Source organism: Pseudomonas sp. B37(2017), assembly GCF_002112885.1.
Lineage (GTDB): Bacteria > Pseudomonadota > Gammaproteobacteria > Pseudomonadales > Pseudomonadaceae > Aquipseudomonas > Aquipseudomonas paraglycinae.
The window spans coordinates 1,296,716-1,321,947 of record NZ_NEIX01000001.1; the positions used below are offsets into that span (position 1 = coordinate 1,296,716).

At 61.4% G+C, this 25,232-nt stretch carries 19 protein-coding genes; 14 read left to right on the forward strand and 5 right to left on the reverse strand.

Annotation, left to right across the window (positions count from 1 at the left end):
* Positions 1 to 62: 62 nt before the first annotated feature.
* The 4 genes from CAF90_RS05920 (at position 63) to CAF90_RS05935 (ending at position 5,536) form a co-directional block, all read left to right on the forward strand.
* Positions 63 to 2,477 (forward strand): TonB-dependent receptor, encoded by a 2,415-nt coding sequence (locus CAF90_RS05920; RefSeq protein ID WP_085604815.1) that lies wholly within the window; start codon positions 63 to 65, stop codon positions 2,475 to 2,477.
* A 64-nt stretch (positions 2,478 to 2,541) separates the two neighbouring features.
* Positions 2,542 to 3,729 (forward strand): ABC transporter substrate-binding protein, encoded by a 1,188-nt coding sequence (locus CAF90_RS05925; RefSeq protein WP_085604818.1) that lies wholly within the window; start codon positions 2,542 to 2,544, stop codon positions 3,727 to 3,729.
* Positions 3,726 to 4,787, forward strand: a complete 1,062-nt coding sequence (locus CAF90_RS05930) for an iron ABC transporter permease (protein WP_085604821.1) — start codon at positions 3,726 to 3,728, stop codon at positions 4,785 to 4,787. The genes CAF90_RS05925 and CAF90_RS05930 overlap by 4 nt, the downstream gene beginning before the upstream one ends.
* On the forward strand, positions 4,781 to 5,536 hold the full coding sequence (locus CAF90_RS05935) for an ABC transporter ATP-binding protein (protein WP_085604824.1): 756 nt from the start codon (positions 4,781 to 4,783) through the stop codon (positions 5,534 to 5,536). The genes CAF90_RS05930 and CAF90_RS05935 overlap by 7 nt, the downstream gene beginning before the upstream one ends.
* Positions 5,537 to 5,546: 10 nt before the next feature.
* Here CAF90_RS05935 and CAF90_RS05940 read toward each other — a convergent pair whose 3' ends face one another.
* Positions 5,547 to 7,673, reverse strand: a complete 2,127-nt coding sequence (locus CAF90_RS05940; protein ID WP_085604827.1) for a TonB-dependent receptor domain-containing protein — start codon at positions 7,671 to 7,673, stop codon at positions 5,547 to 5,549.
* Positions 7,674 to 7,817: 144 nt separating this feature from the next.
* On the opposite strand from CAF90_RS05940, the gene CAF90_RS05945 reads away from it, so the two are divergent.
* On the forward strand, positions 7,818 to 8,246 hold the full coding sequence (locus CAF90_RS05945) for a hypothetical protein (protein ID WP_085604830.1): 429 nt from the start codon (positions 7,818 to 7,820) through the stop codon (positions 8,244 to 8,246).
* Between the two features lie 56 nt (positions 8,247 to 8,302).
* On the opposite strand, the gene CAF90_RS05950 is transcribed toward CAF90_RS05945, so the two are convergent.
* Positions 8,303 to 8,584: a hypothetical protein gene (locus CAF90_RS05950; RefSeq protein ID WP_085604833.1), complete on the reverse strand. Its 282-nt coding sequence runs from the start codon at positions 8,582 to 8,584 to the stop codon at positions 8,303 to 8,305.
* A 61-nt stretch (positions 8,585 to 8,645) separates the two neighbouring features.
* Positions 8,646 to 9,416 (reverse strand): AraC family transcriptional regulator, encoded by a 771-nt coding sequence (locus tag CAF90_RS05955; RefSeq protein ID WP_085604835.1) that lies wholly within the window; start codon positions 9,414 to 9,416, stop codon positions 8,646 to 8,648.
* A 239-nt stretch (positions 9,417 to 9,655) separates the two neighbouring features.
* Here CAF90_RS05955 and CAF90_RS05960 point away from each other — a divergent pair, with 239 nt between their 5' ends.
* The 5 genes from CAF90_RS05960 to CAF90_RS05980 all read left to right on the forward strand — a co-directional run bounded on the left by CAF90_RS05960 (position 9,656) and on the right by CAF90_RS05980 (position 16,163).
* Positions 9,656 to 11,287, forward strand: coding sequence for an APC family permease (locus CAF90_RS05960; RefSeq protein WP_085604839.1), 1,632 nt, complete (start codon positions 9,656 to 9,658; stop codon positions 11,285 to 11,287).
* Positions 11,288 to 11,309: 22 nt separating this feature from the next.
* Entirely contained in the window at positions 11,310 to 12,236 is a 927-nt protein-coding gene (locus CAF90_RS05965; RefSeq protein ID WP_085604842.1) for a 4-hydroxyproline epimerase, read from the forward strand.
* Between the two features lie 55 nt (positions 12,237 to 12,291).
* A complete protein-coding gene (locus tag CAF90_RS05970) occupies positions 12,292 to 13,239 on the forward strand; it encodes a dihydrodipicolinate synthase family protein (RefSeq protein ID WP_085604845.1) in 948 nt (315 codons plus the stop codon).
* Positions 13,240 to 13,318: 79 nt separating this feature from the next.
* Entirely contained in the window at positions 13,319 to 14,911 is a 1,593-nt protein-coding gene (locus tag CAF90_RS05975) for an aldehyde dehydrogenase (NADP(+)) (protein WP_085604848.1), read from the forward strand.
* Entirely contained in the window at positions 14,901 to 16,163 is a 1,263-nt protein-coding gene (locus CAF90_RS05980) for an FAD-binding oxidoreductase (RefSeq protein ID WP_085604851.1), read from the forward strand. Before CAF90_RS05975 ends, CAF90_RS05980 begins: the two co-directional genes overlap by 11 nt.
* Positions 16,164 to 16,171: 8 nt before the next feature.
* Here the strand turns inward: CAF90_RS05980 and CAF90_RS05985 are convergent, their stop codons facing one another.
* Positions 16,172 to 17,347 carry a XylR family transcriptional regulator gene (locus CAF90_RS05985; protein ID WP_007958127.1) on the reverse strand — a complete coding sequence of 392 codons (1,176 nt, stop codon included), beginning with the start codon at positions 17,345 to 17,347 and terminating at the stop codon, positions 16,172 to 16,174.
* 202 nt (positions 17,348 to 17,549) lie between these two features.
* Here CAF90_RS05985 and xylA point away from each other — a divergent pair, with 202 nt between their 5' ends.
* The 4 genes from xylA to CAF90_RS06005 all read left to right on the forward strand — a co-directional run bounded on the left by xylA (position 17,550) and on the right by CAF90_RS06005 (position 22,870).
* Positions 17,550 to 18,866: a xylose isomerase gene (xylA, locus tag CAF90_RS05990; protein WP_085604854.1), complete on the forward strand. Its 1,317-nt coding sequence runs from the start codon at positions 17,550 to 17,552 to the stop codon at positions 18,864 to 18,866.
* Positions 18,867 to 19,008: 142 nt separating this feature from the next.
* Positions 19,009 to 20,010 (forward strand): D-xylose ABC transporter substrate-binding protein, encoded by a 1,002-nt coding sequence (gene xylF, locus CAF90_RS05995; protein ID WP_007958130.1) that lies wholly within the window; start codon positions 19,009 to 19,011, stop codon positions 20,008 to 20,010.
* Between the two features lie 166 nt (positions 20,011 to 20,176).
* Complete coding sequence (gene xylG / locus CAF90_RS06000) at positions 20,177 to 21,733, forward strand: D-xylose ABC transporter ATP-binding protein (RefSeq protein ID WP_085604857.1); 1,557 nt, start codon at positions 20,177 to 20,179, stop codon at positions 21,731 to 21,733.
* Positions 21,734 to 22,870 carry a sugar ABC transporter permease gene (locus CAF90_RS06005; protein WP_085604860.1) on the forward strand — a complete coding sequence of 379 codons (1,137 nt, stop codon included), beginning with the start codon at positions 21,734 to 21,736 and terminating at the stop codon, positions 22,868 to 22,870.
* 77 nt (positions 22,871 to 22,947) lie between these two features.
* On the opposite strand, the gene CAF90_RS06010 is transcribed toward CAF90_RS06005, so the two are convergent.
* Positions 22,948 to 25,224, reverse strand: a complete 2,277-nt coding sequence (locus CAF90_RS06010; RefSeq protein WP_085604863.1) for a hypothetical protein — start codon at positions 25,222 to 25,224, stop codon at positions 22,948 to 22,950.
* Positions 25,225 to 25,232: the final 8 nt, after the last annotated feature.

Sequence of the window (25,232 nt, forward strand, 5' to 3'; positions counted from 1 at the left end):
TTTGATCTCGGCTGGCAATGAAAGGAACAACCATTCCACCTCGTCCATAGGGTCACCCCTTCATGCTCGTTGCACGACCCTTGTTTGCGGATCGTCTGCTAAAGCCCGTTATGCGCAGTGTGTTGCTCGGCGTTGTGCTGGGCCTGGGCAGCAGCGCGCTCGCCAAGGCAGCCGGGCCGGCGCAACTGGACGCGGTCACTGTTCGAGCCTACAACATCGCGCCCGGCCCGCTGGGCGTGACCCTGTCGAGCTTCGCCGTGGATGCCGGCATCGCCCTGTCGTTTCAGCCGTCGATCACCGAAGGCCTCGTCAGCCCGGGATTGTCCGGCAGCTACTCGGTGCAGGAAGCGGTGTCCCGACTGCTCGAAGGCAGTGGTCTGGAAATGGTCGCGCGCAGTGACGGAACGTGGACGCTGGTGGTGCGCCGGGTCACGTTGTCGGACACCACGGTCGAAGGCATCGACAAGCGTGCCGACAGCTTGCCGCCGGTGCTGGCGGGCGGTCAGGTCGCGCGTGGCGGACGCCTTGGCATTCTGGGCAACCGCGATGCGATGGACGCGCCGTTCAGCGTCAGCAGTTACACCTCGACGCTGATCAAGGACCAGCAGGCTGTCACGGTCGGCGACTTGCTGGAACGCGACTCTTCGGTACGTTCCACCGGGCAGACAGGCGGGATTGTCGACTCGTTCTTCATCCGGGGTTTTCCGGTCGGCGAAGGCAATCTCGGCGAACTGGCGTTCGACGGCGTGTACGGCGTGGCCTCCAACTATCGGGTGTTCACCGAATACGCCGAACGGATCGAACTGGTCAAAGGCCCCGGCGCCCTGCTCTACGGCATGTCACCCAACAGCGGCGTCGGCGGCGTGATCAACGTGGTGCCCAAGCGTTCGCTGGACGAAGATCTGACCCGCTTCACCACCAGTTACGCCTTGAATACCCAGCTTGGCGGGCACCTCGATGTCAGCCGACGCTTTGGTGAAGAACGCCGCTTCGGCGTGCGGGTCAATGGCAGCGTCCAGCAAGGCGACACGGCCATCGACAAGCAATCCCGAGAGGTCGGCATCGGCGCGATTGCCCTCGACTATCAGGGCGAACGCCTGCGCACCACGCTGGACCTGATCAATCAGAAAGAAAGTTTCGACGCCGCATCCCGCCCCTTCCTGATCGCCTCCGGCGTGGAGATTCCATCCGCAGCCAACGGTCGCACCAGCGTCAGCCAGGAATGGGGCTGGTCGGAAACCCGTGACAAATCGGCGTTGCTCGGCGGCGAGTACGACCTCAACGACAACCTGACCGTGTTCGCCCACGCGGGTGGAGGAAAGTCGGATGTCGCGCGCATGTCCGACCAGACCCCGACCATCATCAACGAAGCGGGCGACACCTCGTCGATCCCCGGCTATTACAAGTTCGAAGTCCAGCGTTACACCATCGATGCAGGGGCGCGTCTACGCTTCGACACCGGCCCGATCAGCCACAGCACCGCGCTGCAAGTCACCCGCTACCGCGATCATTTGTCCCGGGGGATTATTTCCGGCCCGGCGATCCTGTCGAACATCTACCACCCGGTCGACCGCCCGAAACCCGCGATCGCCAAACCGGATACACCGAAGGTTTCCGAAAGCGAGCTGTCGGGCGTGGCCCTTGCCGACACCCTGTCGGTGCTCGACGAACGCCTGCAAGTCACACTCGGCGTGCGTCAGCAGAACATCAAGTCGGATAACTACAACGCGGCCGGCTTCGTCACCACGTCCTACGACAAAAGCAAATCCACGCCGCTGTTCGGGGTCGTCGTCAAACCCTGGGATCATGTGTCGTTCTACTACAACTACGTCGAAGGCCTGAGCAAGGGTGACATCGCGCCGTCCGCCGCCTCCAACGCGGGCGAGATCTTTTCCCCTTATGTGTCCCGCCAGCAGGAAGTCGGGGTCAAGCTCGACTACGGAAGTTTCATGTCCACCATCGCCCTGTTCCAGCTTGAAAAGCCCAGCGGTGAACTGGCATCCGGGGTGTTCTCGGTCAATGGCGAACAGCGCAACCGTGGCGTCGAACTGAACATGGCGGGGGAGATTGCAACAGGCACACGCCTGATCGGGGGTGTGACGTTGCTCGACGGCGAACTGACCCGCACCGGCGTCGCTGCCAACCGTGGCAACAAACCGGTCGGCGTTCCCGAGGTGCAAGCCAACCTCTGGGCCGAATGGGACGTCCCGCAGATCGAAGGCCTGACGTTGACCAGCGGCGCGATCTACACCGGCAGCCAGTACGTCAATCAGGCCAACACCCAACAACTGGACGCCTGGACCCGCTTCGACGTCGGCGCCCGCTACGCCACGCGCATCGCCGAACGACCGACCACTTTCCGCGCCACCGTGCAGAACGTGTTTGACCATGAATATTGGTCCGGCGTCGCCTCCTACGGCGCGTTCTCCCAGGGCGCGCCTCGTACCTTGTTGCTCTCGGCCACTGTCGATTTCTGAAACGTCCGGCCCGGTGCGGCGCCTGGCGTCGTGGTCCGATCCGGCTTTTGCAAAGGCGTACACCATGGTTAATGTTTTTCGCCGCCGCCAGACCTTCGCCGCCCTGCTGTTCGCCGGGCTGCTGGGTCTGTCGATTTCTTCATTGATGCCGAGCAGCGCACGGGCTGCCGAAGCGGATCCGGCACTGGGCACGGTTACCGATTTGCAGGGCCGCACGGTCAAGGTTCACTTGCCGGTGCGCCGGGTCATTCTGGGTGAAGGCCGCCAGTTGTATCTGGTCGCCGCACTGGATACGCAGAATCCTATCGAACGCATCGTCGGCTGGCGCAAGGACCTGATCCAGTCCGACCCGGACACCTACAACGCCTACCTGCGCAAATTCCCCGACATCGCCAAGATCCCGACCTTCGGCGGTTTCGAGAGCGGCACCTTCGACATCGAGCAGGCGATCTCGCAGAAGCCTGACGTGATCATCCTCAACATCGAAGCGCAGCACGCGACCGAGGATGCCCGCTACATCGAGAAACTCGACGCCTTGGGGATCCCGGTGGTGTACGTCGACTTTCGCAACAACCCCATGCAGAACACCGAGCCGACCATGCGCCTGTTCGGCAAGTTGTTCGGCAAGGAAGAGCGTGCCGAGGCCTTCATCGACTTTCGTAACCAGCAGATCCATCGCGTCACCGACGTGATCGAGAAGCGCCACCCTGCCCGCCCCAGCGTGTTCATCGAGCGCATCGGCGGCTACACCGATGACTGCTGCCTGAGTTTCGGCAACGAGAACTTTGGCCTGTTCGTCGACATGGCCGGCGGCAACAACATCGCCCGACGAATCATTCCGAGCACCTTCGGGCAACTGAACCCTGAGCAAGTGATCGTCGCCAACCCCGACCATGTCGTGGTCACCAGCGCCGACTGGGAAGCCTTTGCCCCGGGCGGCCATTGGGTCGGTGTCGGCCCGGGCGCGGATCTCACCGAAGCCCGACGCAAACTGGCCTGGTACACCCAGCGCCCGGCCTACGCCGGTATCAAGGCGCAGAACACTCAGGCGTTTCATGCGATCTGGCACCAGTTCTACAACAGCCCTTACCAGTTCGTGGCCATTCAGCAACTGGCCAAATGGTTCCACCCGGAACTGTTCGCCGATCTTGATCCCGACGCCGCATTTCGCGAGATGCACGAGCGCTTCCTGCCGGTGCCCTACGAGCCGGGCTATTTCGTCAGCCTGCAAAAAACCGAGGCCAAACCATGAGTTCGCTGGGCGAAGCACCGATTGTGCAGAGCGTCACTTACCGGCGGCTGGTGCTGCGTAAACGGCTGATTCTGCTTGGGCTGGGCGTGCTGCTGATCTTCAGCGTGCTGCTCGATCTGGCGCTGGGCCCGGCCCGCTACAGCCTCAGCGAGGTGCTCGGTGCGTTGTTCTCGCCGGACACCGCTTCGGCCCAGGTTCGGGTGGTGATGTGGGACATCCGTCTGCCGGTGGCGTTGATGGCGGTCGCTGTCGGCGCAGCGCTTTCACTGGCCGGGGCGCAGATGCAGACCATCCTCAACAACCCGCTCGCCAGCCCTTTCACCCTCGGTATTTCTGCGGCGGCCGGTTTCGGCGCTGCGCTGGGGCTGGCCTTCGGTGTTGCGCTGTTTCCGCTGGCGGCGCAATACATGGTGCCGCTCAACGCGTTCATCATGGCGATGCTCTCGGCACTGCTGATTCACTTCATGAGCATGCGCCGTGGCGTGACCGCAGAAACCATCGTGCTGCTCGGCATTGCGCTGGTGTTTACCTTCAATGCGCTGCTGGCGCTGGTGCAGTTCTTCGCCACTGAACAAGCCGTGGCGGCCGTGGTGTTCTGGACCATGGGCAGCCTGACCAAAGCCACCTGGCCGAAACTCGGAGTGATCTGCGTGGTGATCCTCATCACCCTGCCGATCTTCGCCAAACGCGCGTGGGCAATGACGGCCCTGCGCCTGGGTGATGACAAGGCTGCCAGCTTCGGTATCAACGTGCGCAGCCTGCGTTTTCAGACGCTGATCATGGTCAGCCTGCTCGCGTCGTTTCCGGTGGCGTTCGTCGGCACGATCGGCTTTATCGGGCTGGTCGGGCCGCACATCGCGCGGATGCTGATCGGCGAGGATCAGCGGTTTTTCCTGCCGGCCTCGTTGCTGACCGGCGCGCTGATCCTGTCCGCCAGTTCGGTGGTCAGCAAGACCCTGATCCCGGGGGCGATATTCCCCATCGGCGTGGTCACGTCACTGATCGGCGTGCCGTTCTTCATTTCTCTGATTCTCAACGGTAAGAAAAACTCATGGTGAAGATCCGGCTCGACAACCTCGGCGCCCGCTACGGGCAGCGCGAGATCATTTCCGGTGTGAGTACCGCGACGTTTACCGGCGGCCAGGTGGTGGCAGTGGTCGGGCCGAATGCGGCGGGCAAATCGACGTTGTTCAAACGCATGGCCGGGCTGATCGACGGCCCGGGCGAAGTGATTCTGGAAGGCTCGAAAAAAGGCACTCAAGGCATCAGCTACATGCCGCAAGGCCTGAACGCCAGCGCCCGGTTGACGGTGTACGAATCGGTGCTGCTGGCGCGCAAGCAGCTGACGCCCAACTGGTCAGTTCACGACGATGAACTGAAACTGGTGGACGAGATTCTCGACGCGCTCGGGATCACCGAACTGTCATTCCGCAACCTGGGGGAATTGAGCGGCGGCCAGCAGCAATTGGTCTCAATCGCCCAGACGCTGGTGCGCGAACCGGAAATCCTGCTGATGGACGAACCCACCAGCGCACTCGACATGCACCGGCAGGTTCAGGTGTTGAACTTCATGAAAGCCTTGGCGCGCCGACGCGAGGTGATCGTGTTCATCGCCATCCACGACCTGAATCAGGCGCTGCGTTTTGCCGATCAGGTGCTGGTCATCGCGGGCGGCACGGCCCATGGCAGCGGGCCCAGCCATGAAGTCATCACCGAGCCGATGCTGCGCACGGTCTACAAGGTTGAGGCGCGGATCGAGCAATGCAGTCGGGGGCAGCACCACATTCTGATCGACGATATCGTTTGAGGTCTGGCCCTCAGAGCAAACTCCACGACACCCCGACATACATCGCCATGCCCTCACCCGGCGTGGAGCGTGCGGCGTCCAGTCCTTTATCGTCATAACCCGGCGTAACGGTAGCGGCGTAGTGTTTGTCGGTCAGGTTGCGCATGTCCAGCCAGGTCTGCCAGTCGCCTTTCGGTGCGTTGTAGCCCAGTGTGGCGCCGAAGGTGGCGTAAGGATCGGCGTAATAGCTGTTGGCGTAATCCACTGCGGTTTTCGAGACCAGTTGCGTGTTAACTGCCGCGAAGAAGCCCAGCGGGAAGTCGTAGCGCAGTTCGCCCTGGTAGTAATGCATCGGCAAGCCCGGCAGGCGGTTGTCGCCGAAGCGGTCGTCGTCGCGGTAGTGGAAGTCGCTGAAGGTGTAGGCCTGACGCAGGCTCAACTTGCCGCCATCGTTCGCTGACCATAGATTGCTGTTCAGGCTGGCTTCGACACCTTGGTGCACGGTCGGGCTGGCGTTGAGCTCGTAAGGCGTGGTCGCGTTGGCGTCCGGCAATACCGAGAGCAATTCGTGGCGCACCTGAGCGTAGTACCAAGCCAGGCTCCATTCGCCGAGCGCGCTGTCGCCACGGCCGCCGAGTTCCAGGGTTGTCGCGGTCTGGTTCTGCAGCTTGACCGGGTCGCGCTGGGTGCCGGTGGCGGCGCCGCTGCCCGCCGGGAAGCGTACGTTGGAGCTGTAGATCAGCGACCACGGATGCGGCGCTTCGACCGAGCGGCTGAGGTTGCCGAACAGTTGCAGATCCGGCGTCACCTGATAGCGCAGGCCCAGACGTGGCGCGTAATCCCAGTCGCCGAGGCTGGTCTTGCCGCCACCTTCCGGGTAGGTCACCGCGCTTTCGCGGCGGGTGTAGATCGCGGCGAGGCCGGTGGTCAGCCACAGGTCGTCGGCGATTTCCAGGTCGTTGCCCACGTGCAGGACAGAATCCGAACCCTGATAAGTGAAGTTGCGCATGTGCGTGCCCGGCGCATAGCGGGCGGTGTTGCCGGTCGGAATCCGCACCCGTTCGCTGGCACCGTCATTGGGCAGGTGTTTGGTCACTCGCAGGCCCACGGTGCTGTTGCTCTCCATTCCCCAGAGCGTGTCGCGGCGCTTGTAGTCGAACGTGCCGCTGACATCGGTATAAGCGACCTTCAGGCGGTTGGGGCCTTCGCGCAGATCCATCGGGTAATCGTGATAAACCAGACCGGTCTGGATGCTCGAATCGTCATCGATGTAGTACGTGGTCTTGTTGCCGATGAAGGTGCTGCCGGGCTGATCGCGGCTGTCGTTGCGCGTTACGTAGGCCGGATTGGCCGCGCGTGGATCGTGTTCGATGGAGTGCTTGGTCACCCGCCCGGCGAGGTCGTTGTCGGTCTCGCGGTGACGGATGTAGAAGCGGGTTTCCAGATTCGGATTGAAGCGATAACCGAAGTTGGCGATCACGCCCTGGCTCTTGCTGGCGGTGTGATCCTGATAACCGTCGGAATGCGCGTCGGTCATCGACAGGTAGTAATCGAAGTCGCCCAGCACCTGACCGGAGCTGACTTGCCGCTGGGCATAGCCGTGGCTGCCCATGACGTAACGCACATTCAACAGCGGCGCGTCGTAACCGGTGTGGCTGACGTAATCGACGGCGCCGCCCAGGGCCAGCGCACCACGATCAAAACCGTTGGCACCGCGCAGCACTTCCACATGGTCGAGCCACAGCGGCTCCAGTAATTCGTAAGGCGTGCCGCCGGGGCCGGTCAGCGGCAGACCGTCGAGCATCGTGTACAGCCCCGACGCGTGGGCGCCGGGAGCACGGTTGATGCCCGAGCCACGGATCGAGATTTTCGTCCCTTCGTTGCCCACTGACTGGGCATAGACACCCGGTTGATACGCCAGCACGTCCTGATTGCTGGCAACCCGGCCCTGCAATGGCTGGCGCATATCGACCACATTGCTGCCACCCGGCACCTGGGCCAGACGAGCCTTCGCCTCTTCCACCGACGCATCTTCACCGCTCTGATCCTCGGCCCCGATCAGCACTTGCCCCAGTTCCAGCCCCTGGGATTGCGCCTTGACCGGACAGACAAGGGCCAGCCCCAGCAAGGCAGCGGGCAGGGTTTTGAGCGAAGGCATCGGGTGAACTCCAGACAGGCGGGAACGGACAGTGACAACTGCGACGTATGAAAGAACGAAGGAAACACATGGCGATTTTGTTTTTTGTCAGGTAAACAGGCGGCTGAAATGCTGGACTGTGATTTGAACAAGGGAGATGCAGGGATGGCCGAAGAAGTTCTGAAGTCGAAGATGGTCAACTTTCTGGTGACCGATGCTGAACTGAACTACGAAGATGTGGGCGAGTTCTACGAGGTCGTGGGGAACGGCAATGTCGGCGTACTCGCCGGGGTGCTCGAGGGATTCAGAAATCACTATGGCGGATTGTGGGTGGGCGGCAGAGTCACCGTCACCGAAAACGCCGTTTTCTTGAATGCCAATGCCATGAACCGCATGGTTCAGGACGGGACACTGGATGTCGAGATACCAATGCCGGCGATCCGCAAGGTCACCGTCGAAGGCGGTTTCGTGACGAAGATCGTCCGTCTCGACACAGACGCCTACAGTGTCAAATTCCGCTGCTACGGCGCCAAGGACGTTGCCTCACTGATCGCCAAACAGGCCCTTTCGCAATCATTGAGACGTTCGCGGTAGTTTTGTCGCAAGACAACAGCGCCACCGGTCGTTGGGGTGGCGCCTGGATCACGCCGTCAATTCTTGCACTTGGCCAACACCACCTGGCAGGTGTCCGGCGTTCCTCCGGAGCGCCCGGCGTAACGCATGCAGTTGGCCATGGATTTTTGCCGGGCCATGTTCAGGCTGGAGCCCCAGGCCAGACCGCCCTCCCCAACCGTCGGCAAGGCCTTGGCGTAACAGCTGTCACCAACGCCTGATGGCGGGTAATGCGCTCTGTTTGAGCATCCCGAAGCCAGCATCACGCTGAAGGCGATCAAGAGCCACGACGAGCAGTGAAGCGCGACTGGTCTGCTCATCCCGTTTCACCCCTCGAAAGACAACCGTGATCCATGGAGTCTAGTCGCTACCGCCGGACATTTACTGGGTGGTCGCCTGCCGGTACTGACGCGGGGTGAACCCGGTCGATGCCTTGAATTGGCGAGTGAAAGCGCTGTGATCGGTGTACCCGCATTGCAACGCCACCTCGGTGATCGGCAGCTCGGTGTGCAACAACCGATGGGCATGTTCCAGCCGCACTTTCTGAATCATCTGCCTCGGCGTCAGGTGAAAGACCCGTTTGCAGTAGCGCTCCAGTTGCGCCACCGAAATACCGGCGATCCGGGTCAGTTCGCCCAAAGTGACACGCCGATTGAAATGCGCGCGGATGTGTTCGTCGACCGCCGCCAGGCGCTGAAACGCCGGGTGGGTTTCGCTGGCCGATTGCAGGTCCACCGAAATTCCCGCGAGGCCGATGATCTCGCCGTCACGGTTGTACAGCGGACGCTTGTGCGTCAGGCACCAGCCCGGTTCGCGACTGCCGTACAGGTGCAGTTCCAGCTGATCCTCCAGCACAAATCCCTCTTCCAGCACCCGCCGATCCTGCTCGGTATAACCGGGCCCCAGTTGCGCCGGAAACACCTGCGCACTGGTTTTGCCGAGCAGCGGTTTCAGGTCTTTCAGGCCGCAGCGCTGCACCAGCGTGCGATTGGCCAGGACGTACCGCGCCTGCACGTCCTTGATGAAGATCGCCGCGTTCGGAATCACGTCGAGCATCGGCAACAGCGGTGCCACGCCGCCCAGCAGTGCATCGAGAGTATGCGGCCGATGGCGCTCATCGCCCTGACAGAGGATCGCAAACGCGTTCTGCATGTGAAGGTCTTCCCCGGTGAGTGGATCGGCCTGAAAACGTGCCCGCCCTGAGGCGTTCGCGTGCAGATTGCAGCAACGTTTGCGGCGTGTCGAGCGCCGCTGTCTTTCTTCGCAACTGTGCCGATTTCGTCATCCGCAGCTGCGCAAAACATCAATCGCCCGACGCCTGATGAGTTCACTGTTTAGCCGTTCCAGTGACTCACACCTGCCTATCCAATAACTCACAAGAAGGCGATGCCATGTCAGGCCAAGGCAAGTTCAAAAAACAACTTTCATTGATCGACCTCACCTTTATCGGGCTGGGGGCGATCTTCGGTTCCGGCTGGTTGTTCGCGGCCAGTCACGTCTCGGCAATTGCCGGGCCGGCGGGGATTTTTTCCTGGTTGCTGGGCGGGTTCGCCGTGTTGCTGCTGGGCATCGTCTACTGCGAACTGGGCGCGGCATTGCCCCGCGCTGGCGGTGTGGTGCGCTACCCGGTTTACAGCCACGGGCCGCTGCTCGGTTACCTGATGGGTTTCATCACGTTGATCGCGTTTTCCAGTCTGGTGGCGATCGAGGTGGTTGCCTCGCGCCAATACGCGGCGGCCTGGTTTCCGAGCCTGACCAAGGCCGGCAGCGGTGACCCGACCCTGCTCGGCTGGCTGGTGCAGTTCGGCCTGCTGTGCGTGTTCTTCCTGCTCAACTACCGCAGCGTGAAGACCTTCGCCAAAGCCAACAATCTGGTCAGCGTGTTCAAGTTCATCGTGCCGCTGCTGGTGATCGGCGTGCTGTTCACCTTCTTCAAACCGGAAAACTTTCAGATTCAAGGTTTCGCGCCCTTCGGGCTTTCGGGCATCGAGATGGCCGTCTCCGCCGGCGGCGTGATCTTCGCCTACCTCGGCCTGACCCCGATCATCTCGGTGGCCAGCGAAGTGAAAAATCCCCAACGCACGATTCCGATCGCGCTGATCCTGTCGGTGCTGCTCTCCACCGCGATCTACGTGTTGCTGCAAACCGCGTTCCTCGGCGGAATCCCGACCGAATTGCTCGCCAATGGCTGGGCCGGGGTTTCCAAGGAATTCGCCCTGCCGTACCGCGACATCGCCCTGGCGCTGGGCGTGGGCTGGCTGGCGTATCTGGTGGTGGCGGATGCGGTGATCTCCCCCAGCGGCTGCGGCAACATCTACATGAACGCCACACCGCGGGTGATCTACGGCTGGGCGCAGACCGGCACGTTCTTCAAGGTCTTCACCCACATCGACGCGAAGTCCGGCATCCCGCGTCCGGCGCTGTGGCTGACCTTCGCCCTGTCGGTGTTCTGGACCCTGCCGTTCCCGTCCTGGGAAGCGCTGATCAACGTGGTGTCCGCCGCGCTGGTGCTGAGCTATGCCGTCGCCCCGGTGACCGTCGCCGCGCTGCGTCGCAATGCACCCGACATGCCGCGCCCGTTCCGGGTCAAGTGCATGGGCGTGCTGGGGCCGGTGTCGTTCATCATCGCTGCGCTGATCGTTTACTGGTCGGGCTGGAACACCGTGTCCTGGTTGCTCGGCCTGCAAATCCTGATGTTCGTCGTCTACCTGCTCTGCGGTCGCTTCGTGCCGACCGCCCACCTCAGCCTGTCCCGGCAAGTGCGCTCGTCCGCGTGGCTGATCGCCTTCTACGCGGTGACCATCGTCCTGTCGAAACTCGGCACCTTCGGCGGCCTGGGCATCCTCACCCATCCGTTCGACACCCTGGTCGTCGCCGCCTGTGCGATGGGCATTTATTACTGGGGCGCGGCCACCGGCGTACCGGCACACCTGCTGCGCCTGGAGTCGGAAGAGGATGAAAGCGAAGTCGCTTCGCCGTCCCCTGCCTCCGCCGCCAACCCGCGCACTGCCGGCGCTTACTGAAATCACTTAACGGGATCTGTCCATGAAACGAGTACACGTCATTGATTCCCACACCGGCGGCGAACCCACACGTCTGGTGATGAAAGGTTTTCCCGACTTGCCCGGTCGCACCATGACCGAGAAGCGCGACGCCCTGCGCAACCAGCACGATCAGTGGCGCCGCGCCTGCCTGCTGGAACCGCGCGGCAACGATGTGCTGGTGGGCGCGCTGTATTGCGAGCCGGTGTCGCCGGACGCCACCTGCGGCGTGATTTTCTTCAACAACGCCGGTTACCTCGGCATGTGCGGCCACGGCACCATCGGCCTCGTTGCATCGCTGCAACACCTGGGGCTGATCGCACCGGGCGTGCACAAGATCGACACGCCGGTCGGCCCGGTCAGCGCCACGCTGCATGAAGACGGCGCCGTGACTCTGGGCAACGTGCCGGCTTATCGATTCCGTAAGCAGGTGGCGGTGGAAGTGCCGGGATACGGCCGTTTCCTCGGTGACGTCGCCTACGGCGGCAACTGGTTTTTCCTGGTCTCCGAACACGGCCAGACGCTGACGATGGACAACGTCGAAACCCTGACCGACCTCACCTGGAAAATGCTCAAGGCCCTCGAAGACCAAGGCATCCATGGCGAGGACGGCGCGGTCATCGACCACATCGAACTGTTCGCCGATGACACAGAGGCCGACAGCCGCAACTTCGTCATGTGCCCCGGCAAAGCCTACGACCGCTCCCCTTGCGGCACCGGCACCAGCGCCAAACTGGCGTGCCTGGCCGCCGACGAAAAACTCGCCCCCGGCGAGCGCTGGGTGCAGGCGAGCATCACCGGCAGCCAGTTTGAAGGCCGCTATGAATGGGAAGGCGAACGCATCCGCCCCTACATCACCGGCCGCGCCCACATGACCGCCGACAGCACGTTGCTGATCGACGAAACCGATCCGTTCGCGTGGGGCATCTGAGCCGCTGCGCTGTTTTTTCAAACCCCTCTGAATGACCGTTCCAAGGAGAACAATAATGAGCGACAACATCTTCACCGGCTGCATGCCCGCCCTGATGACTCCGTGCACCGCCGCGCGCAAACCGGACTTCGATGCACTGGTGGCCAAGGGTCGCGAGCTGATCGACATCGGCATGAGCGCCGTCGTGTATTGCGGCTCCATGGGCGACTGGCCGTTGCTCACCGAAGCCGAGCGTCAGGAAGGCGTGGCGCGGCTGGTGGCGGCCGGGATTCCGACCATCGTCGGCACCGGCGCGGTCAACACCCGTGAAGCGGTGTCCCACGCGGCCCATGCGGCGGAAGTCGGCGCGCAGGGTTTGATGGTGATTCCTCGGGTGCTGTCCCGTGGTGCTTCGGCGGCGGCGCAAAAAGCCCACTTCGCGGCGATTCTGCAAGCCGCTCCGAACCTGCCGGCGGTGATCTATAACAGCCCTTACTACGGCTTCGCCACCCGCGCCGACCTGTTCTTCGAACTGCGCCGTGAATACCCGAACCTGATCGGCTTCAAGGAGTTCGGCGGTGGTGCCGACCTGCGCTACGCCGCTGAAAACATCACCTCCAAGGACGATGACGTGACCCTGATGGTCGGTGTCGACACCCAGGTTGTGCACGGCTTCGTCAACTGCAACGCCACCGGCGCCATCACCGGGATCGGCAACGCCCTGCCCCGCGAAGTGCTGCAACTGGTGGCCCTGAGCAAGCAGGCGGCCAAGGGTGACGCCAAGGCCCGACGTCAGGCCCGCGAGCTGGAATCGGCGTTGGCGGTGCTGTCCTCCTTCGACGAAGGCGCGGATCTGGTGCTGTATTACAAACACCTGATGGTGCTCAACGGCGACAAGGAATACACCCTGCATTTCAACGAAACCGACGCCCTCAGCGACTCCCAGCGTCGTTACGCAGAAGCCCAGTACACACTGTTCCGTCACTGGTACGAAAACTGGTCGGCGGAACAGAACTTCGCCTGACCTGCCGCTGCGCTCCAGCCCGCTGCCATCCACGGCAGCGGGCCTTTTCGTGACCTGTTTTATTGATAAGGAATGCGCCATGACTCTGACGGGCCAACTGCTGATCGGTCAGCAAACCCTCACCGGCGACCGCGACGTCATCCACGGAATCAACCCCGCTACAAACTCGCCTTTGCAACCGGCCTACGCCGGCGGCTCTGCCGAACATGTCGAGCAGGCCTGCGCACTGGCCTGGGCGGCGCTCGACCGTTATCGCGAGACATCGCTTGAGGCGCGGGCTGAATTCATTGAAACCATCGCGGGCGAAATCGAAGCCCTCGGCGACGAACTGATCGACCGCGCCATGGCCGAAACCGGCCTGCCGCGCCCGCGCCTGCTGGGGGAACGGGGTCGCACCTGCCAGCAACTGCGCTTGTTTGCCCGCACCGTGCGGGCCGGTGAATGGCTGGATGTGCGAGTCGATACAGCGCAACCGCAACGCCAGCCAATGCCGCGTTCGGACCTGCGTCAGCGGCAGATTCCACTGGGCCCGGTGGCCGTGTTTGGCGCGAGCAACTTTCCACTGGCGTTCTCGGTGGCCGGTGGCGATACCGCATCGGCGCTGGCTGCCGGTTGCCCGGTGATCGTCAAGGCCCACGGCGCCCATCCCGGCACCAGCGAGCTGGTTGGTCGCGCCGTAGCGCGGGCGGTCAAGGCCTGTGGTTTGCCGGAAGGTGTGTTCTCGTTGTTGTACGGCTCCGGGCGTGAAGTGGGGATTGCGCTGGTCAGCGATACACGGATCAAGGCTGTGGGCTTCACCGGTTCGCGCAGTGGCGGGCTCGCGCTGATCAAAGCGGCTCAAGCCCGGCCCGAGCCGATTCCGGTGTACGCGGAAATGAGTTCGATCAACCCGGTGTTGCTGTTTCCGGCAGCGTTGCAGAATCGCGCCGAGGCATTGGCCCAAGGTTTTGTGGCTTCGCTGACATTGGGCGCGGGTCAGTTCTGCACCAATCCTGGTTTGGTCATCGCCCTTAAGAGCCAAGCGCTGGACGCCTTCATTGGCGCCACCACCGAACTGATCCAGCGCAGCCCCGCGCAGACCATGCTGACGCCGGGGATCTTCAACGCCTACGAATCCAGCGTGAATGCCCTCGCGGAAAATGCCCGGGCGCGCATTGCCGCCGTCGGCCAGCGAGCGACGGAACCGAATCAGGGCCAGGCCCATGTGTTCGTCACCGACGCCGCCGACTTCCTCGCTGATCATTCGTTGCAGGCCGAAGCCTTCGGCGCCGCGTCCGTGATCGTGCAATGCGCCAGCGACGCTGAAATCCGTCAGGTGCTCGAACAGCTGGAAGGCCAACTGACCGCGACGCTGCACCTGGATGACGAGGATCTGCAACAGGCCCGAGCATTGCTGCCAACCCTGGAGCGCAAGGCCGGACGTTTGCTGGTCAACGGCTGGCCGACCGGCGTGGAAGTCTGCGATGCGATGGTGCATGGCGGGCCGTTCCCGGCCACTTCCGATTCGCGCACCACGTCGGTGGGCACGGCGGCGATCCTGCGTTTCCTGCGCCCGGTCTGCTATCAGGATTTCCCCGACAGCCTGCTGCCGACCGCGCTCAAACACACCAACCCACTGTCGCTGCGTCGCTTGCTCGATGGCCAAAGGGAAACCGCAAAAAATGCCGAATAACCCGCACGACATCGCCGTGGTCGGCGCCGGCATCATCGGCGTCGCCAGTGCCCTGCGCCTGGCACGTCAGGGCTTGCGGGTGGTGGTGATCGACCCTCAGGAACCGGGCCACGGCGCCTCGTTCGGCAACGCCGGGCACCTGGCGACCGAGCAAGTGTTTCCGATTGCCGACAGCTCGATCCTCAAACGCCTGCCGGCCATGCTCATGGACCCGATGGGTCCGCTGCGCCTGGACTGGAAATACCTGCCTCGCGCCCTGCCCTGGTTTACGCGGCTGTTGCTGAACCTGCGCTCGGCGCCGTTCCAGCGCACCGTCGCCGGGTTGCGGGCCCTCAATGAAAGCTCGCTCGACGCCTGGCACCGCTTGCTCAATGACATTCAGCGGCCCGACCTGCTGAAGATGGAAGGTTCGCTGCTGGTGTTCGAACGCCCCGACTCGCGTCCGGCCCTCGAAGCATTGCAGCGACGCATGCAACAGCAGCAGGTGCCGGTCGATTGGTGGCAGGCCGGTGCGATACGCGAGACCGCGCCGCAACTCAGCGAACAGATTCAGGGCGGACTGTTTTTTCCGAACACCGGGCATTTCATCGATCCCTACCGCGTCGTGCGTGAGTTGGTGGAAGCGGCGAAAGCCAGCGGCGTGCAGTTTGTAAAGCAGGCGGTTCAGGGCGGGCAACTGCATGAGCACGGCGTCAATCTGATGACCGGAACCGGCACACTGTCAGCTCGCCAGGTATTGATCGCCTGCGGCGCCCACTCGGCAAAACTCACCGCCGCACTGACCGGCAAAAACGTCCCGCTGGACACCGAGCGCGGCTATCACTTGATGCTGCCTCACGAACACAACCGACTGCCCTTCCCCGTCACCTCGCTGGAACGCAAATTCATCATGACCCCGATGTCCGAAGGCCTGCGCCTGGCCGGCACCGTCGAATTCGCCGGCCTCGACGCCCCGCCGACCATGGCCCGAGCCTGGCAGTTGCATCGGTTGAGCAAGGGGTTGTTTCGTGAAGATCTGAACACCGAGGCAGCCACACCGTGGATGGGGTTTCGGCCGTCGCTGCCGGATTCGTTGCCGGTGATTGATCGGGTGTGTGACGGGAAAGTGCTGCTTGCGTTTGGGCATCAGCACCTGGGGCTGACGCAGGCGGCGGTGACGGCGGAGATGGTTAGGGGGATGGTTTTGCCATCGGCGCAGGACGCGGCTCGTACTCTACCGTCGAGTGAGCCCTATCGGCTGGATCGCTTTTGAGTGGCCATCTATCTGGCGCCCTGCTGATATTCACGGGGCGTACACCCGAACTCTCGGCGAAACACCGTGTGCAGATACTGCGCGGATTTGAAACCGCACGTGCGGGCAACGTCCGCAATCGCCGTGTCGGTTTTTTCCAGCCCGCGAGTGGCCGCCGCCAGTTTGAAACGCAGAATCTCGTCATGCACGCTGCAACCACGCACCGCGCGAAAGTGCGACTCCAGCGAGGAACGCGACACGCCGACATAAGCCGCCACTTGCGCGGTCTTGATGCCCTGACAGGCATATTGGCGGATGAACAGCAGCGCCTGCATGACGTAGGGGTTGCCCAAAGGTTGATGCAAGCTCGACACCTGGACGTTGATCGCTTCAGGCGGGATCAGGAAATGCGCTCCCGTTGACGGTTTACCGTGGAGCATCTGGTGCAGCAGTTGCGCGGCGGTGCGGCCCATGGTTTCGGTGCCCTGGATCACCGAACTCAGCGGGACCCGTGTCAGGCTGCGGGTCAGCGGGTCGTTGTCGATGCCGATCAACGCCACCTGCTCCGGAACCGCGATTCCGGCGGTCAGGCAAGCTTGCAGCAACTGCCGGGCGCGGGCGTCACTGACCGCGATGATGCCAATCGGCTTAGGCAGGCTCTGAAGCCAGGCGATCAGCTGTTCGACGGCGCTGTCCCACAGCGGCGCGCTGGTCCCCATGCCGCGGTAGACCTCGGCGTGCAAACCGTCCCGCTGCATCAATTTTAGAAAAGCCTTTTCGCGCTCCTGGGCCCATCGGTTCGCCTGCGCTTCGGGCAGGCTGAAGCAGGCAAACCGTTGCAGCCCGGCCTCGATCAAGTGCTCATAAGCCATGGTGATCAGCGCGTTGTTATCGGTCGCGACGTACGGGATGCCTTTGGGATAGGCCCGCTCATCCTGATAAGAACCGCCCACCGCCACCACGGGCATCTTGATGTCGGCCAGCGCCTCGCCAATCAGCGGATCGTCGAAGTCGGCGATGATCCCGTCACCCTGCCAGCGCTCAATGCCTTTCAACCGGCAGAGAAAATCCTCTTCCAGGAACAGATCCCAGGACGCGCGCGTGCTGCTCAGGTAGTTGCCGATGCCGCTGATGATGCCGCGGTCATAGATCTTGCTCCCATTGAACAACAGGGCGATGCGGTGAACCGGCGGTACGGTTTTCATTGTTTTCAGGCTTGTTCCGGGCCCCTTGCCGTAGAGGCGGTTTGCACAGACTAGGCGCGCAGAGGGTGAATCTCAATACGCAAAATCGCACTCCGTGTTGGTGATTTTCGTAATCGGCAGGCACAGGGCCGTTGCTAGTATCGGGACACGCCCCAAGAACAACAACCGAGAACAACAACCAAGAACAACAAGGACATTGCCAATGCCGTACTTCCCCGATGTCGACCGGATTCGCTACGAAGGTCCTGCCAGCGATTCTCCCCTTGCCTTCCGTCACTACGACGCCGACAAGATCATCCTTGGCAAGCCCATGCGCGAACACCTGCGCATGGCCGCCTGTTATTGGCACACCTTTGTCTGGCCTGGCTCCGACGTGTTCGGTGCAGGGACGTTCAAGCGCCCATGGCAACACGCCGGTGACCCGATGGAGCTGGCCATCGGCAAGGCGGAGGCCGCGTTCGAGTTTTTCTCCAAGCTGGGTATCGATTACTACTGCTTTCACGACACGGATGTCGCCCCCGAAGGCCACTCGCTGAAGGAGTACCGCAACCACTTCGCCCAAATGGTCGATCACCTGGAACGCCATCAGGAAGAAAGCGGAATCAAGCTGCTGTGGGGCACCGCCAACTGTTTCAGCAATCCGCGCTTTGCCGCCGGTGCCGCCAGCAACCCGGATCCTGAAGTGTTCGCCTGCGCCGCCGCCCAGGTCTTCAGCGCCATGAACGCGACTCAACGCCTCAAGGGCTCCAACTATGTGTTGTGGGGCGGTCGCGAAGGCTACGAAACCCTGCTCAACACCGACTTGAAACGCGAGCGCGAACAACTGGGTCGCTTCATGCGCATGGTGGTCGAGCACAAGTACAAGATCGGCTTCAAAGGTGACCTGCTGATCGAACCCAAACCGCAGGAGCCAACTAAGCACCAGTACGATTACGACAGCGCCACGGTGTTCGGTTTTCTCCAGCAGTTCGGTCTGGAAAAGGAAATCAAGGTCAACATCGAGGCCAACCACGCGACCCTGGCCGGTCATAGTTTCCATCACGAGGTAGCGACGGCCGTCTCGCTGGGGATTTTCGGCAGCATCGACGCCAACCGGGGCGATCCGCAAAACGGCTGGGACACCGATCAGTTCCCCAACAGCGTCGAGGAAATGACCCTCGTCACTTATGAAATCCTCAAGGCCGGCGGGTTCGGCAATGGCGGGTTCAACTTCGACTCCAAGGTGCGCCGCCAAAGCCTCGATGAGACCGATCTGTTTCACGGTCACGTCGGCGCCATGGACGTCCTCGCCCTGTCGCTCGAGCGGGCCGCCGCCATGGTCCAGAACGACCAGCTTCAACGACTCAAGGATCAACGCTACGCCGGTTGGCAGCAGCCGTTCGGCCAGGCAGTTCTGGAAGGCGAGTTCAATCTCCAGTCACTGGCCGAGCACGCCTTCGCCAACGAACTGAATCCGCAAGCCGTCAGTGGCCGGCAGGAAATGCTCGAAAACGTCGTCAACCGTTTCATCTATCGCTGATCGCCAACGAGGACTGCGGGCGCTGTGACATTTGCGCGACAAATCTGTAGTCCGTTGCGTCAGCTGATTCTCTACAGTTCCACCAGCCCGATATTCATCGTCAGGCCGTGTCTTTCAAACAAAAATAAAAGGACGCACCACCATGAAGAACGTAAAACGCACGCTGTTTGCCGGCGCCCTGGCGTTGCTTTCGCTGCCGGTTATGGCCGACGCTGCCCACCCGAAAATCGGCTTCTCCATTGACGACCTGCGGCTGGAGCGCTGGTCCCGTGACCGCGATTACTTCGTTGCAGCGGCGGAAAAAATGGACGCCAAGGTCTTCGTGCAGTCGGCCGATGCCAACGAGCAGAAGCAGATTTCGCAAATCGAAAACCTCATTTCCCGTGGCGTCGATGTCATCGTCATTGTGCCGTTCAACGCTACCGTGCTGACCAATGCGGTGGCCGAAGCGAAGAAAGCCGGGATCAAGGTCGTGTCCTATGACCGCCTGATACTCAACGCCGATATCGACGCCTACATCTCCTTCGATAACGAAAAAGTCGGCGAGATGCAGGCCAGCGGCGTGCTGCACGCAGCGCCCAAGGGTAATTACTTCCTGCTGGGTGGTGCGCCCACCGACAACAACGCGAAAGTCCTGCGTGAAGGTCAGATGAAAGTGCTGCAACCGGCCATCGACAAGGGGGATATCAAGATCGTCGGCCAGCAATGGGTGAAGGAATGGAACCCTACCGAGGCGCTGAGCATTGTTGAAAACGCCTTGACCCGCAACGACAACAAAATCGACGGCATCGTCGCCTCCAACGACGCCACGGCCGGCGGCGCCATTCAGGCCCTGGCGGCTCAGCAACTGGCCGGCAAGGTGCCGATCTCCGGACAGGACGCGGACCTGGCAGCGGTCAAGCGGGTGATCTCCGGCACGCAAACCATGACGGTCTACAAACCGCTGAAACTGATTGCCTCCGAAGCCGCCAAACTCTCGGTGCAACTGGCGCGCAACGAGAAACCCGCGTACAGCTCGCAGTACGACAACGGCAGCAAAAAAGTCGACACCATCCTGCTCACCCCGACTCCGTTGACCAAGGACAACATCGACCTGCTGGAACAGGACGGCTTCTATACCAAGGCGCAGCTCGCCGGAAAGTAACAAAGGCATCAATCCCTGGTTATGCGAAACCTTTTGTGGGAGCGAGCTTGCTCGCGAAAACGGTGGTTCAGCCTGCATCGCGTTTGAATGTGCCGACGCCTTCGCGAGCAAGCTCGCTCCCACAAAGATCAGTGCCATGTGAGTCTTTGTTATATGAGCCCTCTCCATGTCCGACTACCTGTTGCAAATGAACGGCATCGTCAAAACCTTCGGCGGTGTCAAAGCGCTCAACGGCATCGACCTCAAGGTCCGGCCGGGTGAATGCGTCGGGCTGTGCGGCGAGAATGGCGCCGGCAAGTCCACGCTGATGAAAATCCTGTCTGCGGTTTATCCCCATGGCACCTGGGACGGTGAAATCCTCTGGGACAGTCAACCGCTCAAGGCGCAATCGATCAGCGAAACGGAAGCCGCCGGCATCGTCATCATTCACCAGGAACTGACGCTGGTTCCCGACCTTTCGGTGGCCGAAAACATTTTCATGGGCCATGAGCTGACGCTGCCAGGTGGGCGGATGAATTACCCGGCAATGATCCACCGCGCCGAAGCCCTGATGCGTGAACTGAAAGTGCCGGACATGAACGTGTCACTGCCGGTTTCGCAGTACGGCGGCGGTTATCAGCAACTGGTGGAAATCGCCAAGGCCCTGAACAAGCAGGCACGCCTGCTGATCCTCGACGAGCCGTCATCAGCCCTGACCCGTTCGGAAATCGAGGTGTTGCTGGACATCATCCGCGACCTCAAGGCCAAGGGCGTCGCCTGCGTCTACATCTCCCACAAGCTCGATGAAGTGGCCGCCGTGTGTGACACCATTTCGGTCATCCGCGACGGTAAACACATCGCCACGACCGCCATGGAAAACATGGATATTCCACAGATCATTACCCAGATGGTCGGCCGGGAAATGAGCAACCTCTACCCCACCGAACCACACGACATCGGCGAGGTGATTTTCGAGGCGCGCCACATCACCTGCTACGACGTCGACAACCCCAAACGCAAACGGGTCGACGACATTTCGTTCAGCCTCAAACGCGGGGAAATCCTCGGCATAGCCGGGCTGGTCGGTGCTGGTCGCACGGAGCTTGTGACCGCGCTGTTCGGCGCCTACCCCGGTCGCCACGAAGGCGAAGTCTGGCTGGATGGTCAACCCATAGACACCCGCACGCCGCTCAAATCAATCCGCGCCGGCGTGTGCCTGGTGCCCGAAGACCGCAAGCGTCAGGGGATCATTCCCGACCTGGGCGTCGGCCAGAACATCACCCTGGCCGTACTGGACAGCTTCTCGAAACGGACCCGCATCGACGCCGAAGCCGAACTGGGCAGCATCGATCGGGAAATTTCGCGCCTGCACCTTAAGACCGCGAGCCCGTTCCTGCCGATCACCAGCCTGTCCGGAGGCAATCAACAGAAAGCCGTGTTGGCGAAGATGCTGCTGACCAGGCCCCGGGTGCTGATTCTCGACGAGCCGACCCGAGGGGTGGATGTCGGCGCCAAGTACGAGATCTACAAGTTGATGGGGATGCTGGCCGCCGAAGGCGTGTCGATCATCATGGTCTCTTCGGAACTGGCCGAAGTGCTCGGCGTTTCCGACCGCGTACTGGTGATCGGCGAAGGCCGGTTGCAGGGCGATTTCATCAACCATGAACTCACTCAGGAACAGGTGCTTGCCGCGGCACTCAGCCAGCCTGACAGCCATAACAATAAAGATCGGAAATCCGCGTAAATGAATCAGGTCAAACAACTTTTCACCCGCTACAAGATGCTCGCACTGGTGTTTGCCGTGGCGCTGATCTGGCTGTTCTTCAGCTGGCAGACCGAGGGCGGATTCCTGACACCGCGCAACCTCTCCAACCTGCTGCGCCAGATGTCCATCACCGGGATCCTCGCCTGCGGCATGGTGCTGGTCATCATCAGCGGCGAGATCGATCTGTCGGTCGGCTCATTGCTGGGCCTGCTCGGTGGCGTGGCAGCCATTCTCGACGTTGTCTATCACGTACCGCTGCTGGCAAACCTGAGCCTTGTGGTGGTGTGCGGACTGCTGATCGGCCTCGCCAACGGTTACATGGCTGCGTACCTGCGCATTCCGTCATTTATCGTGGGGCTGGGCGGGATGTTGGCGTTCCGGGGGATTTTGCTGGGAATCACCGGAGGCACCACCATCGCTCCGGTGTCGCCGGAACTCGTCTACATTGGCCAGGGTTATCTGCCGCATACGATCGGCGCGGGTCTGGGTGTCCTGCTGTTCGCACTGACGTTGTTCCTGACCTGGAAACAACGGCGCAATCGCGCCCTTCACGGCCTGGCGGCACACTCACTGGTGCGTGACGTGGCACGCGTGTTGTTGATCGGCGCGGTGCTGGCCGGGTTTGTCCAGACCCTCAACAGCTATGACGGCATTCCCGTGCCGGTCCTGCTTCTGTTGATTCTATTGGGCGGATTCAGCTACGTGACCAGCCAGACCGTGTTCGGCCGACGTGTCTATTCGGTGGGCAGCAACATGGAAGCGACGCGCCTGTCCGGTATCAATGTGCAGGCCGTGAAACTCTGGATTTTCGGGATCATGGGCGTGATGTGCGCCCTCGCCGGCGTGGTCAACACCGCGCGCCTGGCCGCCGGCTCCCCCTCGGCCGGCAGCATGGGCGAACTCGACGCCATCGCCGCCTGCTTCATCGGTGGCACCTCGATGCGCGGCGGTTCCGGCACAGTCTATGGCGCCCTCCTCGGCGCGCTGGTCATCACCAGCCTGGACAACGGCATGTCCATGCTCGACGTCGACAGTTACTGGCAGATGATCGTCAAGGGCAGCATTCTGGTGTTGGCGGTTTGGGTGGATGTGAGTACGCGGACCGGGCGGCGTTGAAATGAAGTCATCTCTGAAAATGCAAAAAGCCTGCTTTTGAAGGCAGGCTTTTCGTTACGCCTGGAGCTTTCCGATATCTAGGAAGGCATCAGCCAGTGCCGTTCAGTGGTCCACCCGAGAAAAACCTTACAACCCTCCCGCTCTTGGTGAACCAAAGTCAACCGACATCCAGATACCGCCATGCGCAACCCGATCATGGCAGGAAGAAATCGCTCCTGAAATGCGCTGGATTGCGCCGCAAAATGCACTTCAATGTTTCCAAGCACAGTTTCCAACCGGGACTGATCCAGCATCGACAGGTAAAAAATCATCTGGCGCCACGCATACGCTGTGTTTTTCAACATGACCAGACGTGCGTGGTAGAGCTTGATCTGCATCTGCTGCCGACTGCATATCCATTTGAAACATGCCTCGGCCATTGAACCCAAACGATCATGTAACAGCGTCTTCAGGTCCAGATCATCAAACAGGATTGCCAGGTTTTGCGTGGTCAATATCTGTTGCTGTTCGATGATCGTGCCGTTGTTCGCCGGGCTCCATCTACCGATATCGGCATTCGCCCGCCGTGCGCACAAACCAGCCAGCACACCACTGTTGCTTCGTGAATTCCGCTGCTTGGGTAGTGCAACCAACTGATCCATATCGATATCGTAATAGCGTGCGTAAAGAGATCCGGCCATCAAACGGACTGAACGCTTGGCAGCCTTCACGAACTTGCCGGAGAAAGCGCCCATGAAAATGTCAGCCGCGATCTCCTCTACGAAGGGAAGATCCAGCTTGGCCGATTCGGCAAGCGAGGAAAACTCCTGAAGCAACTTGTTCGGCAGAATGGCCTGAGGAAATGCAACAAGGGTCAATGCGGACGCCTCGACCAAAGCCTGTCTGGCACCTTCAATCGCGAGAGCGCCAGCCTCGTACTCGGTCTCCAGGGCTTTCACCCAAGGTAAATCATCGACTCTCACCTGACGCTGCATGTTCAGCAGCAATAGAGAGCGTCGACGCCTGAACGCACAATAAGTTGCGACAGACAGTGCCCGCAGCGCTACGTCTCGATATCCGGCGCTACAGATTTGCGCCGTCATCGCTGGCAGCACTTTCGCCACGGTATCTGCGGATGTAATGACCCCATGTTCAATCAACTCTGCAACCGTTCCCTTTCGGCAGCGTTCGAGGCGTCGACGAATCGAAGGAGGAATGGTCTCCCCCTCCTTCAATGAATAAGCCTTCGCCTCTTCGTTGGTGATGGGCGTCAATAACGGCGCGAAATCAGAGATGCCTTCCGAGACTGGATATCTCGCCAGTCGCGCGGAAGCAGCCTTGGCAATCAGATGGTGTGCCGAAGCTGATACGTGATGACGCTGCTGTGCGCGCTTGCTGGAATGTTCTTCGGACTCAGGGTGTCCATGCTTGGCTACAAAGTCGTCGACGATTCTGCGAATGCGCCCAACCTGGCGCCCCGTTAGCGATGCAGGATCGATAGAGCATTGCTTGAGCAATGCCAGCAACTCCGCCGCCCGATCACTGGAGTTACCCGCGCGGCGGGGATCAGCCTCAGTGGCGATATCAAATTCTTTACCGAGCACCGAAGCGCGCTCGAACCAGCCTTCAGGGTAATACCTGCAAGGCCAACCATCGTTGTACGTCAGCAGGAACAGCGAGACCGCCGTGTCGTAGAGGGGCAACCTGCGTTCAACAACATGCTTTTGGACGGTAAGACGAGGCTGGGGTAAGAGGTCGGACAGCCGCAGGCTGATTTGACCAGCATTGAAAACTTCAACTTCAGCCATCGAGACTGGGCGCTCGTTGGCTGCCGCGGGAAAGAAACGCACTCGTTCGAAGAAAGGCGCGATCTGCTCGATCAACGTCCTGGCTTCTTCGACGCGTTGTTGCCCCAGAAACCAGGCCACTGTCAGCAACGCGGCCTCTTCCGGTACATCGATCCGATAGTCTTCGTTCGTCAATCGCTCTTGCAGCGTTCTTACGCCTTCGTCTGAAAGATGCCACCTATTCAAATCGAGCCGTTCGTATCCCGCTCGAATGCCGGGAATCGATGACGCCAAGAGGCGCTCATGAGCGGTCAACTCGCCACCGGCCAGAAGGTTGCCCGTTGCAAAGCCGCCAGTGGCCACTTCCAGCGTGATCCATTCTGGCAGGTCGGCAAACGGCGTCCGCGAGCCATACAGTGCACGGCCATGCATCAGGTTTTCGAGAACCTTTTGCCAGCGTTCGATCCGGGCAAGTGCTTGCGGACTGGCGTCGTTGTCGCGTGCAGTGAGCGCGCGAGACAGTTGAAAGTGCGCATAACCGGCGTTTATTTCGCCGAGCGCACCCGATTCACCCTCAGGCCTGGACATACTTCCTT

Coding starts and splice junctions, on each gene's coding strand:
- CAF90_RS05965 (WP_085604842.1), top strand. CDS start 11,310: ATGAAACGAGTACACGTCATTGATTCCCACACCGGCGGCGAACCCACA.
- CAF90_RS05980 (WP_085604851.1), top strand. CDS start 14,901: ATGCCGAATAACCCGCACGACATCGCCGTGGTCGGCGCCGGCATCATC.
- CAF90_RS05940 (WP_085604827.1), bottom strand. CDS start 7,673: ATGCCTTCGCTCAAAACCCTGCCCGCTGCCTTGCTGGGGCTGGCCCTT.
- CAF90_RS05930 (WP_085604821.1), top strand. CDS start 3,726: ATGAGTTCGCTGGGCGAAGCACCGATTGTGCAGAGCGTCACTTACCGG.
- CAF90_RS05925 (WP_085604818.1), top strand. CDS start 2,542: ATGGTTAATGTTTTTCGCCGCCGCCAGACCTTCGCCGCCCTGCTGTTC.
- xylG (WP_085604857.1), top strand. CDS start 20,177: ATGTCCGACTACCTGTTGCAAATGAACGGCATCGTCAAAACCTTCGGC.
- CAF90_RS05955 (WP_085604835.1), bottom strand. CDS start 9,416: ATGCAGAACGCGTTTGCGATCCTCTGTCAGGGCGATGAGCGCCATCGG.
- CAF90_RS05975 (WP_085604848.1), top strand. CDS start 13,319: ATGACTCTGACGGGCCAACTGCTGATCGGTCAGCAAACCCTCACCGGC.
- CAF90_RS06010 (WP_085604863.1), bottom strand. CDS start 25,224: ATGTCCAGGCCTGAGGGTGAATCGGGTGCGCTCGGCGAAATAAACGCC.
- CAF90_RS05935 (WP_085604824.1), top strand. CDS start 4,781: ATGGTGAAGATCCGGCTCGACAACCTCGGCGCCCGCTACGGGCAGCGC.
- CAF90_RS05950 (WP_085604833.1), bottom strand. CDS start 8,584: ATGAGCAGACCAGTCGCGCTTCACTGCTCGTCGTGGCTCTTGATCGCC.
- CAF90_RS06005 (WP_085604860.1), top strand. CDS start 21,734: ATGAATCAGGTCAAACAACTTTTCACCCGCTACAAGATGCTCGCACTG.
- CAF90_RS05960 (WP_085604839.1), top strand. CDS start 9,656: ATGTCAGGCCAAGGCAAGTTCAAAAAACAACTTTCATTGATCGACCTC.
- xylA (WP_085604854.1), top strand. CDS start 17,550: ATGCCGTACTTCCCCGATGTCGACCGGATTCGCTACGAAGGTCCTGCC.
- CAF90_RS05920 (WP_085604815.1), top strand. CDS start 63: ATGCTCGTTGCACGACCCTTGTTTGCGGATCGTCTGCTAAAGCCCGTT.
- CAF90_RS05945 (WP_085604830.1), top strand. CDS start 7,818: ATGGCCGAAGAAGTTCTGAAGTCGAAGATGGTCAACTTTCTGGTGACC.
- xylF (WP_007958130.1), top strand. CDS start 19,009: ATGAAGAACGTAAAACGCACGCTGTTTGCCGGCGCCCTGGCGTTGCTT.
- CAF90_RS05985 (WP_007958127.1), bottom strand. CDS start 17,347: ATGAAAACCGTACCGCCGGTTCACCGCATCGCCCTGTTGTTCAATGGG.
- CAF90_RS05970 (WP_085604845.1), top strand. CDS start 12,292: ATGAGCGACAACATCTTCACCGGCTGCATGCCCGCCCTGATGACTCCG.